The sequence below is a fragment of the Sphingomonas sp. CFBP 13714 genome (assembly GCF_014842205.1).
GTDB classification, from domain to species: Bacteria; Pseudomonadota; Alphaproteobacteria; order Sphingomonadales; family Sphingomonadaceae; genus Sphingomonas; species Sphingomonas aerolata.
Genome location: NZ_JACYVG010000002.1, coordinates 684,498 through 699,560 on the forward strand (window position 1 = coordinate 684,498; position 15,063 = coordinate 699,560).

18 protein-coding genes are annotated in these 15,063 nt (G+C 66.9%); 6 read left to right on the forward strand and 12 right to left on the reverse strand.

Annotated features, from left to right (window positions below; translation table 11 throughout):
* Window positions 1–212: 212 nt before the first annotated feature.
* The 4 genes from rplI to IFT54_RS07610 form a co-directional block, all read right to left on the reverse strand.
* Entirely contained in the window at window positions 213–809 is a 597-nt protein-coding gene (gene rplI, locus IFT54_RS07595) for a 50S ribosomal protein L9 (protein ID WP_031440825.1), read from the reverse strand.
* A gap of 11 nt (window positions 810–820) precedes the next feature.
* Window positions 821–1,045, reverse strand: coding sequence for a 30S ribosomal protein S18 (rpsR, locus tag IFT54_RS07600; protein ID WP_031393978.1), 225 nt, complete (start codon window positions 1,043–1,045; stop codon window positions 821–823).
* A gap of 2 nt (window positions 1,046–1,047) precedes the next feature.
* Window positions 1,048–1,482 (reverse strand): 30S ribosomal protein S6, encoded by a 435-nt coding sequence (rpsF, locus tag IFT54_RS07605; protein ID WP_031393977.1) that lies wholly within the window; start codon window positions 1,480–1,482, stop codon window positions 1,048–1,050.
* A 333-nt stretch (window positions 1,483–1,815) separates the two neighbouring features.
* Complete coding sequence (locus tag IFT54_RS07610; protein ID WP_037528667.1) at window positions 1,816–2,172, reverse strand: RcnB family protein; 357 nt, start codon at window positions 2,170–2,172, stop codon at window positions 1,816–1,818.
* Window positions 2,173–2,366: 194 nt separating this feature from the next.
* Here IFT54_RS07610 and fabD point away from each other — a divergent pair, with 194 nt between their 5' ends.
* The 6 genes from fabD to mltG all read left to right on the forward strand — a co-directional run bounded on the left by fabD (window position 2,367) and on the right by mltG (window position 7,342).
* Window positions 2,367–3,326, forward strand: coding sequence for an ACP S-malonyltransferase (gene fabD, locus IFT54_RS07615; RefSeq protein ID WP_192070113.1), 960 nt, complete (start codon window positions 2,367–2,369; stop codon window positions 3,324–3,326).
* Window positions 3,327–3,353: 27 nt separating this feature from the next.
* Window positions 3,354–3,782, forward strand: coding sequence for a GxxExxY protein (locus tag IFT54_RS07620; RefSeq protein ID WP_192070114.1), 429 nt, complete (start codon window positions 3,354–3,356; stop codon window positions 3,780–3,782).
* 1 nt (window position 3,783) lies between these two features.
* Window positions 3,784–4,521, forward strand: a complete 738-nt coding sequence (fabG, locus tag IFT54_RS07625) for a 3-oxoacyl-[acyl-carrier-protein] reductase (protein ID WP_192070115.1) — start codon at window positions 3,784–3,786, stop codon at window positions 4,519–4,521.
* Between the two features lie 161 nt (window positions 4,522–4,682).
* A complete protein-coding gene (locus tag IFT54_RS07630) occupies window positions 4,683–4,919 on the forward strand; it encodes an acyl carrier protein (protein ID WP_031393971.1) in 237 nt (78 codons plus the stop codon).
* A gap of 121 nt (window positions 4,920–5,040) precedes the next feature.
* On the forward strand, window positions 5,041–6,303 hold the full coding sequence (fabF, locus tag IFT54_RS07635; RefSeq protein ID WP_037528671.1) for a beta-ketoacyl-ACP synthase II: 1,263 nt from the start codon (window positions 5,041–5,043) through the stop codon (window positions 6,301–6,303).
* A 70-nt stretch (window positions 6,304–6,373) separates the two neighbouring features.
* Complete coding sequence (gene mltG / locus IFT54_RS07640; RefSeq protein ID WP_192070116.1) at window positions 6,374–7,342, forward strand: endolytic transglycosylase MltG; 969 nt, start codon at window positions 6,374–6,376, stop codon at window positions 7,340–7,342.
* Between the two features lie 251 nt (window positions 7,343–7,593).
* On the opposite strand, the gene eda is transcribed toward mltG, so the two are convergent.
* The 8 genes from eda to IFT54_RS07680 form a co-directional block, all read right to left on the reverse strand.
* On the reverse strand, window positions 7,594–8,178 hold the full coding sequence (eda, locus tag IFT54_RS07645; RefSeq protein WP_249403142.1) for a bifunctional 4-hydroxy-2-oxoglutarate aldolase/2-dehydro-3-deoxy-phosphogluconate aldolase: 585 nt from the start codon (window positions 8,176–8,178) through the stop codon (window positions 7,594–7,596).
* Between the two features lie 32 nt (window positions 8,179–8,210).
* Entirely contained in the window at window positions 8,211–9,179 is a 969-nt protein-coding gene (gene glk / locus IFT54_RS07650) for a glucokinase (RefSeq protein WP_192070117.1), read from the reverse strand.
* 88 nt (window positions 9,180–9,267) lie between these two features.
* The gene (gene edd, locus IFT54_RS07655) at window positions 9,268–11,082 is read right to left on the reverse strand and encodes a phosphogluconate dehydratase (RefSeq protein WP_031440817.1); all 1,815 of its coding nucleotides are present in this window, start codon (window positions 11,080–11,082) and stop codon (window positions 9,268–9,270) included.
* Between the two features lies 1 nt (window position 11,083).
* Window positions 11,084–11,788 carry a 6-phosphogluconolactonase gene (gene pgl, locus IFT54_RS07660; RefSeq protein WP_031396120.1) on the reverse strand — a complete coding sequence of 235 codons (705 nt, stop codon included), beginning with the start codon at window positions 11,786–11,788 and terminating at the stop codon, window positions 11,084–11,086.
* 126 nt (window positions 11,789–11,914) lie between these two features.
* The gene (gene zwf, locus IFT54_RS07665; protein WP_037528659.1) at window positions 11,915–13,378 is read right to left on the reverse strand and encodes a glucose-6-phosphate dehydrogenase; all 1,464 of its coding nucleotides are present in this window, start codon (window positions 13,376–13,378) and stop codon (window positions 11,915–11,917) included.
* A gap of 23 nt (window positions 13,379–13,401) precedes the next feature.
* Window positions 13,402–14,331, reverse strand: a complete 930-nt coding sequence (gene argC / locus IFT54_RS07670) for an N-acetyl-gamma-glutamyl-phosphate reductase (protein ID WP_192070118.1) — start codon at window positions 14,329–14,331, stop codon at window positions 13,402–13,404.
* On the reverse strand, window positions 14,328–14,759 hold the full coding sequence (locus IFT54_RS07675; RefSeq protein ID WP_234387592.1) for a hypothetical protein: 432 nt from the start codon (window positions 14,757–14,759) through the stop codon (window positions 14,328–14,330). The genes argC and IFT54_RS07675 overlap by 4 nt, the downstream gene beginning before the upstream one ends.
* Window positions 14,698–15,015 carry a MarR family transcriptional regulator gene (locus IFT54_RS07680; RefSeq protein WP_031395049.1) on the reverse strand — a complete coding sequence of 106 codons (318 nt, stop codon included), beginning with the start codon at window positions 15,013–15,015 and terminating at the stop codon, window positions 14,698–14,700. The genes IFT54_RS07675 and IFT54_RS07680 overlap by 62 nt, the downstream gene beginning before the upstream one ends.
* Window positions 15,016–15,063 lie beyond the last annotated feature (48 nt).

Below are 15,063 nucleotides of genomic sequence, written 5' to 3' on the forward strand. Positions count from 1 at the left end.
TTGGGCATTATCGGCGCGTCCCATTTCATAGAGTTCGCCGGCCATGAAACAGATCCTCCCCGTCCTCTTCGCGCTCGTCCCCCTCGCCGCGATGGTCGGCGCCTGCGTCACCTGCCCCTGAGCCGCTGGCGTTCCTGCCGCGGACATGAAAAAGGCCCGCCCGGATCGCTCCGGACGGGCCTTTTTCGTGTCGGCCAGGAAAGGCGAGGGGGTTAGCCCTGTGCCTCTTCCTCCTGGTCGCGCGGGGCTTCGGCAGTCGCGCCGGGCTCTGCGTTCGGATCGTAATCCTCGACGAAGCCAGCCTCGTCACGCTCGAACATCGACGACATGACGTCGACGCCCTGAGCCTGCATCTCGGCTTCTTCCGGCGACCGGGCGACGTTGACCTTGACGGACACCGACACCTCGGGGTGGAGTGCAACCTTGACGGTGTACACGCCGATCGCCTTGATCGGCTTGTCGAGCACGATCGCCGACTTGCCGACCTTGTGACCATCGGCCACCAGCGCATCGACCAGATCGCGAACCGCGACCGAGCCGTAGAGCTGACCGGTGTTCGACGCCTGACGGATCAGGGTCACGCTCGCGTCGGTGAAGGTCTTCGCTTCGGTCTCGGCATCGGCACGGCGCGATGCGTTGTCCGACTCGATCCGCGCACGGTTTGCTTCGAAAACCTTGCGGTTGGCTTCGTTCGAACGAAGCGCCTTCTTGTTCGGGAGAAGGAAGTTACGGGCATAGCCGTCCTTGACCTTCACCACGTCGCCGATGGCGCCGAGCTTTTCGACGCGCTCAAGCAGAATGACGTCCATGGGGGCGCTCCTTACTTAACGATGTAGGGCAGCAGGCCCAGATGACGCGCACGCTTGATGGCCTGGGCCAGTTCGCGCTGCTTCTTTGCGGCCACCGAAGTGATACGCGACGGGACGATCTTGCCACGCTCGGACACGAAGCCCTGCAGCAACCGGACGTCCTTATAGTCAATCCGGGGAGCGTCTTTGGCGGAGAACGGGCAGCTCTTGCGGCGGCGGAAGAATGGACGTGCCATGATTATTCAGCTCCCTCTTCGCGGTCACGACGGGGACCACGGTCCGGACGATCGCCGCGGTCAGGACGGCCTTCACGGCCACCTTCGCGGTCGCCACGACGCTCACGGTCGCGGTCCGACTTGCGCATCATCACGGTCGGGCCCTCTTCGAGCGTGTCGACCTTGACCGTCATGTAACGGATGATGTCTTCGTTGATCTGCGTCTGGCGCTCCAGCTCTGCGATCACGTTGCCCGGGGCATCGATCTCGAGCATCACATAGTGCGCCTTGCGGTTCTTGGCGATCTTGTACGCCAGCGAACGCAAGCCCCAGTTCTCGGTCTTTACGACCCGACCTTCGTTGTCGTTCACGATCTTGGTGGCGATTTCCGCCAGAGCGTCCACCTGCGCCTGTGCCAGATCCTGGCGCGCAAGGAACACGTGCTCGTAAAGAGCCATGTCTTGTCCTTCGTCTTGGCCGATCGCTGATACACGCCCCATGCGTGCACCCCTCCGGCTGTCGTCTAGAATGCAAACCGGGGCAAGGGACGCGAATCCCTCACCCCGGTTGCGATGGCCCTTACCCGATTATCGGGGAAAGGCAAGGTGTCCGTCCGTCTTCCCAACCCCTTCCGTCATCCGCTCCCTCCTCCGTCATCCTGACGAAAGTCAGGATCCAGAGTAGCGGAGCGCCGCCCTGTCTGACCCTGGATCCTGACTTTCGTCAGGATGACGGGGTATATCGAGGACGGCGCTCATCTCAGGATGACGATGCAGTAGAGGGCTCAAACCTTACCGGAACGCGCCACCGCGCACCTGGACCACATTGCCGCGGCCATTGACCAGCAGCGCGTCACGACCCGAACGGACCCACTGGCTGCCACGCGGCGGGGCGGCGAGGCGATAGTTGCGGTAGGTCGTGATCACCCGGTAGTTCTGCGCATAGCGGCGGTCGAACCGCTGGCCGGTGCGGAAATTGCGATACTGGTTCGGGCGGACAGTGGTCCGCTTGGTAACGACGGTGCGGCCATTGTTGTTCTGGCGCACGGTGGTCACTTCGCGGCGCTGCTGCGCCTCGGCCGGAGCGGCGGCCAGCAGCGGGCTGGCGACGAGGGTGGCGGCAAGCGCGCTGAGGATGAACGTCTTCATGATACTCTCCCGTTGAAACACGGCGCCGATGCTGCGGCGTCCTCCATAATCTGGGGGCCGCTTGTCGCAGGCGCTTGTCGCAGGGGTCGCGAATTGGTCGCATTTTGTCGCAAACCTGCCGGGTCCGTTCAGGTTCGCGCGGTTGCAACTCGGGCCACACCTTTCTAGTCCGCCCGCTTCAAAGAGGAGAGGTCATGCGCGCGTTCATCTTCCCCGGCCAGGGGAGCCAGTCTGTCGGCATGGGCAAGGCGCTCGCCGACGCCAGCGCCACCGCGCGCGAGGTCTTCGCCGAAGTCGACGAGGCGCTCGGCCAGAATCTGTTCCGGCTGATGAGCGAGGGGCCGGCCGACGACCTCCTCCTCACCGAGAATGCGCAGCCCGCGATCATGGCGAACGCGATCGCCACGCTGCGCGTCGCCGAGAAGGAGGGCGGTCTGCGCCTCGCCGACAAGGCCGATTACGTCGCCGGGCATAGCCTCGGCGAATATACCGCGCTGTGCGCCGCGGGCGCGCTCGACCTGTCGACCACCGCGCGGCTGCTCAAGCTGCGCGGCCGGGCGATGCAGGCGGCGGTGCCGGTGGGCGAGGGCGCGATGGCCGCGCTGCTCGGCACCGACCTCGAAAAGGCGCAGCTGATCGCGGGCGCCGCGGTCGATTCGATCCTCGCCGAGGGCGGGGCCGAACTGGTCTGCACTGTCGCCAACGACAATGACCCGTCGCAGGTCGTGATCTCGGGCCACCGCCTCGCGATCGAGAAGGCGATCGGCCTCGCTAAGGATCTCGGCGCCAAGCGCGCGGTCCTGCTCCCCGTCTCCGCGCCGTTCCACTGCCCGCTGATGCAGCCCGCCGCCGAGGCGATGGAAGCCGCGCTCCTCGACGCCGACCTCCGCGCGCCGCTGGTCCCCGTCTTCGCCAATGTCGACGCGGTCGCCGTCGCCAACCCCGGCGCGATCCGCCACCTGCTCGTCCAGCAGGTCACCGGCATGGTCCGCTGGCGCGAATCGGTCCTGGCGATGCACGCGGCGGGCGTCGGCCACTTCGTCGAACTCGGCGGCAAGGTCCTAGCCCCCATGGTAAAACGCACCGCCCCCGACGCCGAAACCACCAGCGTCATCACGATGGACGACATCGAGGATTTCGTGAAGAAGATGTAATTCACGCAAAGGCGCAAAGGCGCGAAGATGATGGATATCGAGGCTGCCGCTTCTGACGTCATTAACGTGTCTCTGCGCCTTCACCGCGAACTGGGCCCAGGCTTGCTCGAGAGCGTCTACGAAACTGTTCTGGCGTCCAAGCTCACCACGCTGGGCTATCAGGTCGAGCGGCAGCGAGCTGTTTCGATCGAGTTCGAAGGGCTGCACTTCGATGCGGCATTTCGGATCGACCTCATCATCGGCAATCGACTGCTCGTCGAAATCAAATCCGTCGAGCGGCTGAACGCCGCTCATGCAAAGCAATTGCTGACCTATTTGCGACTTACCAGGCAGCCACTTGGGCTGCTGATCAACTTCGGAGGCGAAACGCTGAAGGAGGGGCTCCGTCGGATCGTCAACGGCTACACCCCCTTCGCGCCATCGCGCCTTCGCGTGAACCAAATTATTGGAGACTAGAATGTTCGACCTCACAGGCATGACCGCCCTCGTCACCGGCGCATCGGGCGGGATCGGGTCCGAGATCGCCCGGGCCCTCGCCACACAGGGCGCGCGCCTCGCCATATCCGGCTCCAACGCCGCCAAGCTCGACGCCTTCCTCGCCACCCTCGGCGGCGATCATGTCGCGCTGCCGTGCGACCTGTCCGACCCCGCCGCGGTCGACGCGCTCGTCCCCCAGGCGGTCGAAAAGCTCGGCAAGATCGACATCCTCGTCAACAATGCCGGCGTCACCCGCGACAATCTCGCGATGCGGATGAAGGACGACGAGTGGGACAGCGTCATCCGCGTCAACCTCGAGGCCGCGTTCCGCCTGATGCGCGCCGCCGCCAAGCCGATGATGAAGGCGCGCTTCGGCCGGATGATCTCGGTCACCTCGATCGTCGGCGTCACCGGCAATCCCGGCCAGGCGAACTACGCCGCGTCGAAGGCGGGGCTGATCGGCATGTCGAAATCGATGGCGCAGGAGCTCGCCAGCCGCGGCATCACCGTCAACTGCGTCGCGCCCGGCTTCATCACCTCGCCGATGACCGACGCGCTCCCCGACGCGCAGAAGACCGCGCTGACGACGAAGATTCCGGCCGGCCGGCTGGGCGAGGGTGCGGACATCGGCGCGGCGATCGTCTATCTCGCCAGCCGCGAGGCGGGCTATGTCACCGGGCAGACGCTGCACGTGAATGGCGGGATGGCGATGATCTGACGTCACGGATCGGTGGCATGAGCCGGGCTAACACCCGGTTTTCGCCCGCAATCGCGCAAAGCGACCCGGCAAGGCGATGAACTGACCCTTGCCACGAAACGGACCCCGTTCTACGGGCGTTCAGGAACTGGTAAAAACCCCCAAAGATAGAGGGAACGAACATGAGCGAGACCGCAGACCGCGTGAAGAAGATCGTCGTCGAGCATCTCGGCGTCGAAGCCGACAAGGTGACCGAAGATGCGAGCTTCATCGACGATCTGGGTGCCGACAGCCTCGACATCGTCGAGCTGGTCATGGCGTTCGAAGAGGAATTCGGCGTCGAGATCCCTGACGACGCGGCCGAGAAGATCGCGACCGTCAAGGACGCGATCACCTATATCGACGAGCACAAGGCCTGATCAGGGCTTGAGGTCCGATCCGTCGGGCTTGCCCTGGTGGCTATGATCTGAGCGGCTCCCCGTCCTTGGGCTAAGAGGGCGGGGAGCCGTTTCGTTTTGGAAGCATGTGGAGTTTGAGGTCATGCGGCGTGTCGTCGTAACCGGGCTAGGCCTGGTCACCCCCCTGGGGGCCGATGTTGAAACGGCTTGGGCGAACATTCTCGCCGGCAAGTCGGGGGCGGGCCCGATCACCCGGTTCGATGCGTCGGACCAGGTCTGTCGCATCGCCTGCGAGGTGAAGCCCGCAGACCATGAATATGGCTTCGATCCCGCCAAGCGCGTCGACCACAAGGTCCAGCGCCAGGTCGATCCCTTCATCATCTACGGCATCGACGCCGCGGGCCAGGCGCTCGAAGACGCCGGCCTGACCGAGATGACGGTCGAGGAAAGCTGGCGCGCGGGCGTGTCGATCGGCTCGGGCATCGGCGGCCTGCCGGGCATCGAGAGCGAATCGATCGTCCTCCACACCAAGGGGCCGCGCCGCGTCTCGCCGCACTTCGTCCACGGCCGTCTGATCAACCTGATCTCGGGTCAGGTCTCGATCAAATATGGTCTGCGCGGGCCGAACCATGCGGTCGTCACTGCCTGCTCGACCGGCGCGCATGCGATCGGCGACGCCGCGCGGATGATCGCGATGGACGATGCCGACGTCATGCTCGCGGGCGGCGCGGAGGGCACCGTCTGCCCGCTCGGCATCGCCGGCTTCGCGCAGGCACGAGCGCTGTCGACCAACTTCAACGATTCGCCCGAAAAGGCCTCGCGTCCCTATGACAAGGACCGCGACGGCTTCGTGATGGGCGAGGGCGCGGGCGTGCTCGTGCTCGAGGAATATGAACACGCCAAGGCGCGTGGCGCAAAGATCTATGCCGAGGTGATCGGCTATGGCCTGTCGGGCGACGCCTATCACGTCACCGCACCGCATCCCGAAGGCGACGGCGCGTTCCGTTCGATGCAGATGGCGATCAGGAAGTCGGGCCTCAAGCTCGAGGACATCGACTACATCAACGCGCACGGCACCTCGACGCCGATGGGCGACGAGCTCGAACTCGGCGCGGTCCGCCGGCTGTTCGGCGATGCGATCTCGGGCCTGTCGATGTCGTCGACCAAGTCGGCGATCGGCCATCTGCTCGGCGGCGCCGGCGCGGTCGAGAGCATCTTCTGCATCCTCGCGCTGCGCGACCAGATCGTCCCGCCGACGCTCAACCTCGACAATCCGAGCGACAGCTGCATCGGCGTCGACCTCGTGCCGCACGTCGCCAAGAAGCGCGAAGTCCGCGCGGTGCTGAACAACTCGTTCGGCTTCGGCGGCACCAACGCTTCGCTGGTGATGACGCTGGTCAAGTAAGAGTTTGTTCCCCCGCGAAGGCGGGGGCCCAGACTGGGTCCCCGCCTTCGCGGGGAAACAAGGGGTGAGAATGCGCAAGGTCGGCTGTTTCGGAGTGATCCTCGCCCTCGTGGCGATCGTCGCGCTGTTCCTCGTCGTCCAGGGCTGGGGCGGCGCCGGCCCGGCCGCGCGTACGCTGACCGTCCAGGTGCCGCAGGGGTCGAGCCTCGCCGCCGCCGCGACCGAACTCGAAAAGGCCGGCGCGATCCGCTCCGCCAGCCGCTTCCGGCTCTATGCGCGCATCTTCGGCTCGGGCGATCCGATCAAGGCGGGCGAATATCGCATCCCCGCACAGGCCAGCCCGTCCGACATCCTGAAACTGATGCAGGGCGGCAAGGTCGTCCAGCGGCTCGTCGCGGTCCCCGAAGGCTATCCCTCGGTGCTCGTCCACGACGCGCTGATGAAGGCCGACGGCCTGACCGGCACCGTGCCCGTCCCCGCCGAAGGCTCGATCCTGCCCGACAGCTATGCGTTCGAACGCGGCGACACGCGCGCCACGGTCGTCGCGCAGATGCAGTCGGCGATGACGGCGTACCTCGCCAAAACCTGGGCGGCGCGCAAGCCGGGCATCGCGGTGGCGACCCCCGAACAGGCGATCATCCTCGCCTCGATCGTCGAGAAGGAAACCGGCAAGCCGTCCGAACGTCGCATGGTCGCCGCGGTCTATGGCAACCGCCTGCGCGTCGGCATGCCGCTCCAGGCGGATCCGACCGTGATCTACCCGATCACCAAGGGCCGCCCGCTCGGCCGCCGCATCCTGCGCTCCGAACTGCAGGCGAAGAACGGCTACAACACCTATGCCAGCCCCGGTCTGCCGCTCGGCCCGATCGCCAATCCCGGCCGCGCCTCGATCGACGCGGTGCTCGACCCGGCGCAGACCCAGGCGCTGTATTTCGTTGCGGACGGCACCGGCGGCCATGTCTTCGCCGACACGCTCGACCAGCACAACGCCAACGTCCGCAAATGGTACGCGATCCGCAAGGCCCGCGGCGAGATGTAATCGCCCCCTCGGCGCCTGACAGCATGGCGCCGGGTCGCTCAGCCACCCCGTTCGTCCCGAGTAGCTGCTGAGCGAAGTCGAAGCGGCGTATCGAGGGACAATTGGCGCACGGGCCCCCTCCGTCGATACCCCCTCTTCGGATAAGCGGTGCTTCGATACGAGCCCTCGATACGCCCCATCGGGGCTACTTGGTCTCTACTCGGCACGAACGGGAAGGGGGGACGTGGGCACCAGTGCCGCACGTCCGATCCTTACCCCCGCAACGCGTTGGCCGCGCGCGCCTTCATCTCGATCTCGGCCATCGTCCCGCCGGTCACCCAGCTCCCGCCGACGCACAGCACCGGCTTGAACGCCAGCCACTCGGGCGCGCTGGCCTCGGTGATCCCGCCGGTCGGGCAGAACCGCGCCTGGTAGAACGGCGCCGCCAGCGCCTTCAGCGCCTTCAGCCCACCGCTCGCCTCCGCCGGGAAGAACTTGAAATGCGTGAGGCCGAGGTCGAGCCCGGTCATGATGTCCGCGGCATTGGCGATGCCCGGCAGGAACGGCACGCCGCTCTCGATGATCGGCGTCGCGAGCCGCTCGGTCAGGCCGGGCGAGACGATGAACTCGGCGCCCGCGTCCATCACCTCGGCGAACTGGCGCGTGTTGACGACGGTGCCCGCACCGACGATCGCGCCCTCGACCTTCTTCATCTCGGCGATCGCCTCGAGCGCGGCGCCGGTGCGCAGCGTCACCTCGAGCACGCGCAGGCCGCCCGCGACCAGTGCCTCGGCAAGCGGGCGGGCGAGCGCCGCGTCCTCGATCACCAGCACCGGGATGACGGCGCTGGTCTGCATGATGTTTGCAATGGTGGGCAAGGCTGTGACGGTCATTGCGTGTGTTCCTGTGCGAAGGCAGCCGCGGCGCCGAACAGGCCGGGCTGGGGATGGGTGATCAGCTTGACGGGCATCGCCGCCATCATCGTCTGGAACCGGCCCTTGGCGACGAAGCGCTGGTCGAAGCCCGAGCGGACCAGACGGTCCTTGATCCGGAAGCCGAGCCCGCCCGCGATCACGACCGCCTTGGCGCCCTGCGCGAGCGCGAGATCGCCCGCCACTGCGCCAAGCGCGAGGCAGAAGCGGTCGAGCGCTGCGAGCGCGATCGAATCGGTGCCGTCGATCGCCTCGGTCCAGATCGTCCGGTCGTCGCGGCTGGGCACCGAACGCCCCTCCATCTCGGCCAGCGTCTCGTAGATCGCGACGATCCCCGGCCCGGCGACGACGCGCTCGGCGGAAACGCGTGTGAAGGTCTTGCGCAGCCGCTTGAGCAGCGCGTCCTCGATCCCGTCGAGCGGGGCGAAGTCCATGTGACCGCCCTCGGTCTCGAGCACCTGGTACCGGTCGCGGTGCCGCAGCAGCTGCGCGACGCCCAGCCCCGTGCCCGGTCCGCAGATCGTCGTGATCCCCTCGGACGGCAAAGGCGTGTCGGGGCCGCACAGATGGATGAAGTCGCTGTCGGGAACCTGCGCGACGGCATGGCCGACCGCGCCGAAATCATTGACGACGACCCACTGGTCCGCGTTCAGCCGCTCGGTGATCAGCGACTTGCGGATGATCCACGGATTGTTGGTCAGCCGGATCACGTCGTTCGCGACCGGCGACGCGACCGCGATGCCCAGCGCGCGGGGCAGGGGCCGTCCCAGCCCCGCCTCGAACGCCTGATAGGCGGTCTGCAGCGACGCGTGGTCCGCGGTCTTCATCGTAACCGGCTCGCCCAGCCTGACGACGCGGCCATTCTCGACCTCGGCAATCGCAAAGCGCGCATGCGTCCCGCCGATATCTGCCGCTACGATTTCCATTGGTCTCTCCCGATCCTTGATCTCTTATCGCCGTTCGTCCTGAGCGACGTCGAAGGACATCGCCCGGAACGAACGGTAGGCGAGGGCTCTAGAGCCCCGCGCCCGCCAGCATCGCCGACGCGCCCTTTTCGGCCTCGTCGGCCAGCCCGCGGAACATGCCGAACAGCTCGCGACCCATGCCACTGACGGCGGGGGGCAGCGTCACCATCTCGCGCGTCGCCCATACGTCCGCATCGACCAGCGCTTCCAGCGTGCCGTTGACCGCATCGACGCGGATCATGTCGCCGTCGCGGATCAGCCCGATCGCGCCGTCGAGCAGTGCTTCCGGCGAGCAATGGATCGCGCACGGCACCTTGCCGCTCGCACCCGACATGCGCCCATCGGTGACGAGCGCCACCTTGAATCCGCGATTCTGCAGCACGCCCAGCGGCGGGGTCAGCTTGTGCAGCTCGGGCATGCCGTTGGCGCGCGGCCCCTGGAAGCGGACGACGACGACGACGTCCTTTTCCAGCTCGCCGCGCTTGAACGCCTCGATCACGTCGAGCTGGTCGTCGAACACCATTGCGGGCGCCTCGACGATCCAGCGATCGCGCTCGACCGCGGACACCTTGATGCACGCGCGGCCGATATTGCCCGCGAGGATCCGCATGCCGCCATCCGCCGAGAACGGCGCGGTGGCCGGACGCAAAATCGTCTCGTCACCGCTGTCGGGCGTGTCGCGCCATTCGAGCGCGCCGTCCGCGACCACCGCGGTCTTCGCATAGGCCGACAAATCCTGCCCGCCGATCGTCATGATGTCGCCGTGGAGTAGCCCTTCGCCGAGCAGCTCCCGAATCACATAGGGCATGCCGCCCGCCGCCTCGAACGCGTTCACGTCCGCCGAGCCGTTTGGATAGACGCGCGCGATCAGCGGCACCGCGGCCGACAGGCGATCGAAATCCTCCCAGTCGATCACGATCCCCGCCGCGCGCGCGATCGCGGGGACGTGGAGCAGGTGGTTGGTCGAGCCGCCCGTCGCGAGCAGGCCGACCGCCGCATTGACGATCGCGCGCTCGTCGACGCAGCGGCCGAGCGGCCGGTAATCGTCGCCGCGTGCCCCGATCTTCGCGAGCCTATGCACCGCCGCGCGCGTCAGTTCCTGGCGCAGTTTCGTGCCCGGATTGACGAACGCCGCACCCGGCATGTGGAGGCCCATGACCTCCATCATCATCTGGTTGGTGTTGGCGGTGCCGTAGAAGGTGCAGGTGCCCTTCGAATGATAGGCGCCGATCTCGGCCTCGAGCAGTTCCTCGCGGCCGACCAGCCCTTCGGCGAACTTCTCGCGCACCGCGGCCTTGGCCTTGTTGGGCAGCCCGGTCGGCATCGGCCCGCCCGGGATCAGCACCATCGGCAGGTGCCCGAAGCGCAGCGCGCCCATCAGCAGCCCCGGCACGATCTTGTCGCAGATGCCGAGCAGCGCCGCGCCCTCGAACGTGCCGTGGCTCAGCGCGATCGCCGTGCTCAGCGCGATCGTATCGCGGCTGAACAGCGACAGCTCCATCCCCGGATAGCCCTGCGTCACGCCGTCGCACATCGCCGGCACGCCGCCCGCGACCTGCGCGGTGGCGCCGGCCTCGCGCGCCCAGACCTTCATCAGTTCGGGATAGCGGTAATAGACCGCATGCGCCGACAGCATGTCGTTATACGCCGTCACGATGCCGATGTTCATGCCGGCATCGGCCTTCATCGCATCGCGGTCCTCCTCGGTCCCCGCATAGGCGTGCGCGAGGTTCGCACAGCCCAGCGACGGCCGGCGCACCTGCGCCTCGCCCTCGCGGTCGATCAGCGCGAGATAGGCGGCGCGGCTGTCACGCGACCGTTCGATGATCCGGTCGGTGACCGCGGAGACGACGGCGTTCAGCATCTCAGGCGGCCCAGTGGATGTCGACGGGCAGCTCGACCTCGGCCAGCACGCGCCCGATCGGATACTTGGACGACGGACCCTGCTCGATCGCCTGTTCGAGCAGCGTCTTCTTCTCCTCGCCGGTGATCATGATCATCAGCGCCTTGGACGACGCGATCGCCGCCGCGGACAGGGTGACGCGCGCGACCGGTGCCTCGGGCGGCAGCGGCTCGGGCATCACGCCCACCGCGCGGCGTTCCTTGGGACCGCTCAGCGCCTCGTCGAAATCGGGGCCGGGGAAGATCGACGCGGTATGGCCGTCGGTGCCCATGCCCAACAGACAGAAGTCCAGCGGCCAGTGCAGGTCCTGCATCAGCGCATCCGCCGAACGGCCTGCCGCCTTGTAGTCGGAGATCGCATCGGGGACGATCGGCTTCACCCGCGCACCCTTGGGCAGGAAAATCTTGGCGAGCGCGGTGACGTTCGACATCGGATCGCCCAGTTTCACGATCCGCTCGTCGCCGGGGATGATCGTGACCTTCTTCCAGTCGAGCTTGGCCTGGGCGAGCTTCTCATACGCCGCCATCGGCGTCTTGCCGCCCGCCAGCGCGATCACCGCCGAGCCGCGCGCGTCGAGCGCGCTCTCGATGACGAACTGGATGTCGCCGGCAACCGCGGCTGCGAGCTCCTCGGTGTCCTCGTAATCCCACCATTCGATCTCGGTCATTCGATCTTTCCTTGAAAACGCATTTTCCGTTCGTCCTGAGCGAAGTCGAAGGACAGTGCCACAAAACGGGCGGCCTTTCGACGTCGCTCGGGGCGAACGCACGCGGGGTAGTATGTCCCCTGAAACTCAGTCGTCCTGCCAGGTCACGCCGTCGCGCTCGGTCAGCGCGATTGCGGCGGACGGGCCCCAGCTGCCCGACGGATAGCTTTTGGGCTTCATTCCGTTCGCTTTCCAGCCCTCGCGGATCGCATCGATCCAAGTCCACTGCGCCTCGACCTCGTCACGCCGCACGAACAGCGTCTGGTCGCCCTCGATCAGGTCGAGCAGCAGCCGCTCATAGGCGATCCGCCGGCGCGTACCCGCAAACTCGGCGTCGAGGCTGAGGTTCAGCGGCACCTCGCGCAGCCGCACGCCCTCGCGGTCGAGACCCGGCTCCTTCGCCATCACCAGCAGCTGGACATGCTCTTCGGGCTGCAGGCGGATGATCAGCATGTTGGGCTGGAGCAGCCCGCCGCGGCCTGCGAACATCGAATGCGGCACCGCCTTGAACTGGATCGCGATCTCGCTGCCGCGCGCGGCCATCCGCTTGCCGGTGCGCAGGTAGAAGGGCACGCCCTGCCAGCGCCAGTTGTCGACATGCGCCTTGATCGCGACGAACGTCTCGGTGGTCGACGTTTGCCCGAGCTCCTCCGAATAGCTCTTCACGAACTTCCCGTTGACCGCGCCCTCGGCATATTGCCCGGTCACGGTGACGTGTGGCGCCTCCTCGGGCTTGATCAGCCGGAGCGATCGGAACACCTTCGACTTCTCGTCGCGAACGTCGGTGCCCTCGAACCGCGCCGGCGGCTCCATCGCGATCAGCGCGAGCAGCTGCAGGATATGGTTCTGGACCATGTCGCGCAGCGCGCCCGCGCTCTCGTAATAGCCTGCGCGCTCCTCCAGCCCGACCGTCTCGGAGATCGTGATCTGGACGTTGTCGATCCCCTGCGCATTCCACACCGGCTCGAAGAACGAGTTGCCGAAGCGCAGCGCCAGGATGTTCTGGACGGTTTCCTTGCCTAGATAATGATCGATCCGGTAGGTCCGGTTCTCGGGAAACGCCTTGGCGACCGCGTCGTTGATCTCGCGGCTCGTCGGCAGGTCGTAGCCCAGCGGCTTTTCCAGCCCGACGCGGACCGTCTCGCCCGCCAGCCCGACCTTGTGCAGCCCCTCGATCGCCGATTCGAACAGCGACGGCGCGGTCGACAGATAGATGGCGAGCCCGCCCGAAATGTCGCCGATCTTGTCCGCCAGCGGCTGGAAGCTCGCCGGATCGGACAGGTCGGTCGGCTGGTAATGCACGCGCTCGAGGAACGCGTCGATCGTCCCCGCATCCTTGCGATCGTCCTTCAGATACTCGTCGAGCGCCGCTCGCGCGAAGGTGCGATACGCCGCGTCGTCGTGATCGTGACGCGCCGCGCCGGTGATCGTCAGCCCCTCGGGCAGCAGCCCGTCGGCGTGGAGGCCATAGAGCGAGGGCAACAGCATCCGCTGCGCGAGATCGCCGGTCGCGCCGAACAGGAGCAGCTTGGCTACGGGATTACGGTGCATGAGAGCTCCTGGGTCAGTCGGTCTTACGAAACCAGACCGGCGACCGGGTCGACCCCGGCCATGATGTTGAGGTTCTGGACCGCGGCGCCGCCGGCGCCCTTGCCCAGATTGTCGAGTGTCGCGACCAGCCGCGCGTGACCGGTCGCATCGTTGCCGCAGACGCGCAACGTCAACCGGTCGGTTCCGGCATTTTCCTCGATCGCGATCGCCGCCGCATCGCCCGCCGCCACGCTCACGAGCGCCGCGCCGTCATAGGCCTGCCGCAGCACGTCCTCGACCGCCGCCAGCGTCGGCCGGCCGGGCAGGGCATGAAGGTGCAACGGCACCTCGACGACCATCCCGCGATAGGTGTTGGCGACTGCGGGCGCGAAGATCGGCGCATGCGTCAGCGCGGCATGCTGCGTCATCTCGGCGATATGCTTGTGCGCAAGGCCCAGCGCATAGGCGCGGAACGCGGTCGGGGTGGCGCCGGCCCCCTCGAACTCCGCGATCATCGCCTTGCCGCCGCCCGAATAGCCCGATGTCGCGTTGACGCTCAGCGGATGGCCCGCCGGCAGCAGCCCGGCGGCGACCAGCGGCGCGACGAGCGCGAGGAAGCCGGTCGGGTAACAGCCGGGGTTGGACACGCGCGTCGCCGCGGCGATCCGCGCGGCCTGGCCCGGCAGCTCGGCGAACCCATAGGTCCAGCCCGGCGCGACGCGGTGTGCGCTCGACGCGTCGATCACCCGCGTGCGGTCATTGTCGATCAGCGCGACCGCTTCGCGTGCGGCATCGTCAGGCAGGCAGAGGATGACGAAATCGGCATCGTTGAGCGCCGCGCGCCGCGCCGCGGGATCCTTGCGGTTCGCCTCGTCGAGCAAGGCGATCTGGATGTCGGACCGCCCGGCGAGCCGGTCGCGGATCTCGAGCCCGGTGGTGCCTGCCGCACCGTCGATGAACACCGTCGCGGTCATGCCGCCACCGCCTTGCCGTCCGGCAGGTCGAGCGCGTCGATCTCGACATAGCCCACAAGGCCGTGCGGCTGCGCGACGCCCCAGGCGGACGATCCCGCAATCTCGAGCACTTCGATCGTGTCGCCGACCGCCAGCGCGGTGACCGGCTCGCTCGCCGCGTCACGGCCCGCGCGCAGCGTCGCGGTGCGCGCGACCAGCCGGACCATCGGCACTGCGTAGTGCGGCGCGAAGACATGCTCGGCGAGGCGGATGTCGGCAATGTCGCGGCGGACCGCGTGCGTGCGCAGGTCGAGATCGACCGAACGCCCGGTCAGCGCGAAACTCTGGCGACGCGAGTCGGCAGAATCACGCGGCTGAATGACGCCGTCAGGCTGTCGCGGCGCGGGGCGCGGCGTCGTTATCGCCGATGAACTGCCCGAATTCTTCAAGAAAATCTGCCCCTTCACTCGTCCGCGCGACGAAGATGTTGCGCTTGTCGCTATCGTCGCGTTGCCGGCGCAGATAGCCGAGGGCACCCAATCTGTTCAAGGCGCGCGTGACGACGGGCTTTGATACGTTCAGTGCACGCGCCAGACCGCGCACCGTATGCGGGCCGGGTTTGAGATAGACGAGCAGCAAAAGCGCCATCTGGCGATTGGTCAGATCCGGTTCACCCGAACGGACATAATCGACCAGAGCCGTCATCCACGTCGATAGAGTATTGACTGCCATTGATGCCACAGCGTTGATCCG

Excerpts from the sequence above, each read along its gene's own strand:
- rplI (WP_031440825.1), bottom strand. The coding sequence starts at position 809 with ATGGACGTCATTCTGCTTGAGCGCGTCGAAAAGCTCGGCGCCATCGGC.
- rpsR (WP_031393978.1), bottom strand. The coding sequence starts at position 1,045 with ATGGCACGTCCATTCTTCCGCCGCCGCAAGAGCTGCCCGTTCTCCGCC.
- rpsF (WP_031393977.1), bottom strand. The coding sequence starts at position 1,482 with ATGGCTCTTTACGAGCACGTGTTCCTTGCGCGCCAGGATCTGGCACAG.
- IFT54_RS07610 (WP_037528667.1), bottom strand. The coding sequence starts at position 2,172 with ATGAAGACGTTCATCCTCAGCGCGCTTGCCGCCACCCTCGTCGCCAGC.
- fabD (WP_192070113.1), top strand. The coding sequence starts at position 2,367 with ATGCGCGCGTTCATCTTCCCCGGCCAGGGGAGCCAGTCTGTCGGCATG.
- IFT54_RS07620 (WP_192070114.1), top strand. The coding sequence starts at position 3,354 with ATGATGGATATCGAGGCTGCCGCTTCTGACGTCATTAACGTGTCTCTG.
- fabG (WP_192070115.1), top strand. The coding sequence starts at position 3,784 with ATGTTCGACCTCACAGGCATGACCGCCCTCGTCACCGGCGCATCGGGC.
- IFT54_RS07630 (WP_031393971.1), top strand. The coding sequence starts at position 4,683 with ATGAGCGAGACCGCAGACCGCGTGAAGAAGATCGTCGTCGAGCATCTC.
- fabF (WP_037528671.1), top strand. The coding sequence starts at position 5,041 with ATGCGGCGTGTCGTCGTAACCGGGCTAGGCCTGGTCACCCCCCTGGGG.
- mltG (WP_192070116.1), top strand. The coding sequence starts at position 6,374 with ATGCGCAAGGTCGGCTGTTTCGGAGTGATCCTCGCCCTCGTGGCGATC.
- eda (WP_249403142.1), bottom strand. The coding sequence starts at position 8,178 with ATGCAGACCAGCGCCGTCATCCCGGTGCTGGTGATCGAGGACGCGGCG.
- glk (WP_192070117.1), bottom strand. The coding sequence starts at position 9,179 with ATGGAAATCGTAGCGGCAGATATCGGCGGGACGCATGCGCGCTTTGCG.
- edd (WP_031440817.1), bottom strand. The coding sequence starts at position 11,082 with ATGCTGAACGCCGTCGTCTCCGCGGTCACCGACCGGATCATCGAACGG.
- pgl (WP_031396120.1), bottom strand. The coding sequence starts at position 11,788 with ATGACCGAGATCGAATGGTGGGATTACGAGGACACCGAGGAGCTCGCA.
- zwf (WP_037528659.1), bottom strand. The coding sequence starts at position 13,378 with ATGCACCGTAATCCCGTAGCCAAGCTGCTCCTGTTCGGCGCGACCGGC.
- argC (WP_192070118.1), bottom strand. The coding sequence starts at position 14,331 with ATGACCGCGACGGTGTTCATCGACGGTGCGGCAGGCACCACCGGGCTC.
- IFT54_RS07680 (WP_031395049.1), bottom strand. The coding sequence starts at position 15,015 with ATGACGGCTCTGGTCGATTATGTCCGTTCGGGTGAACCGGATCTGACC.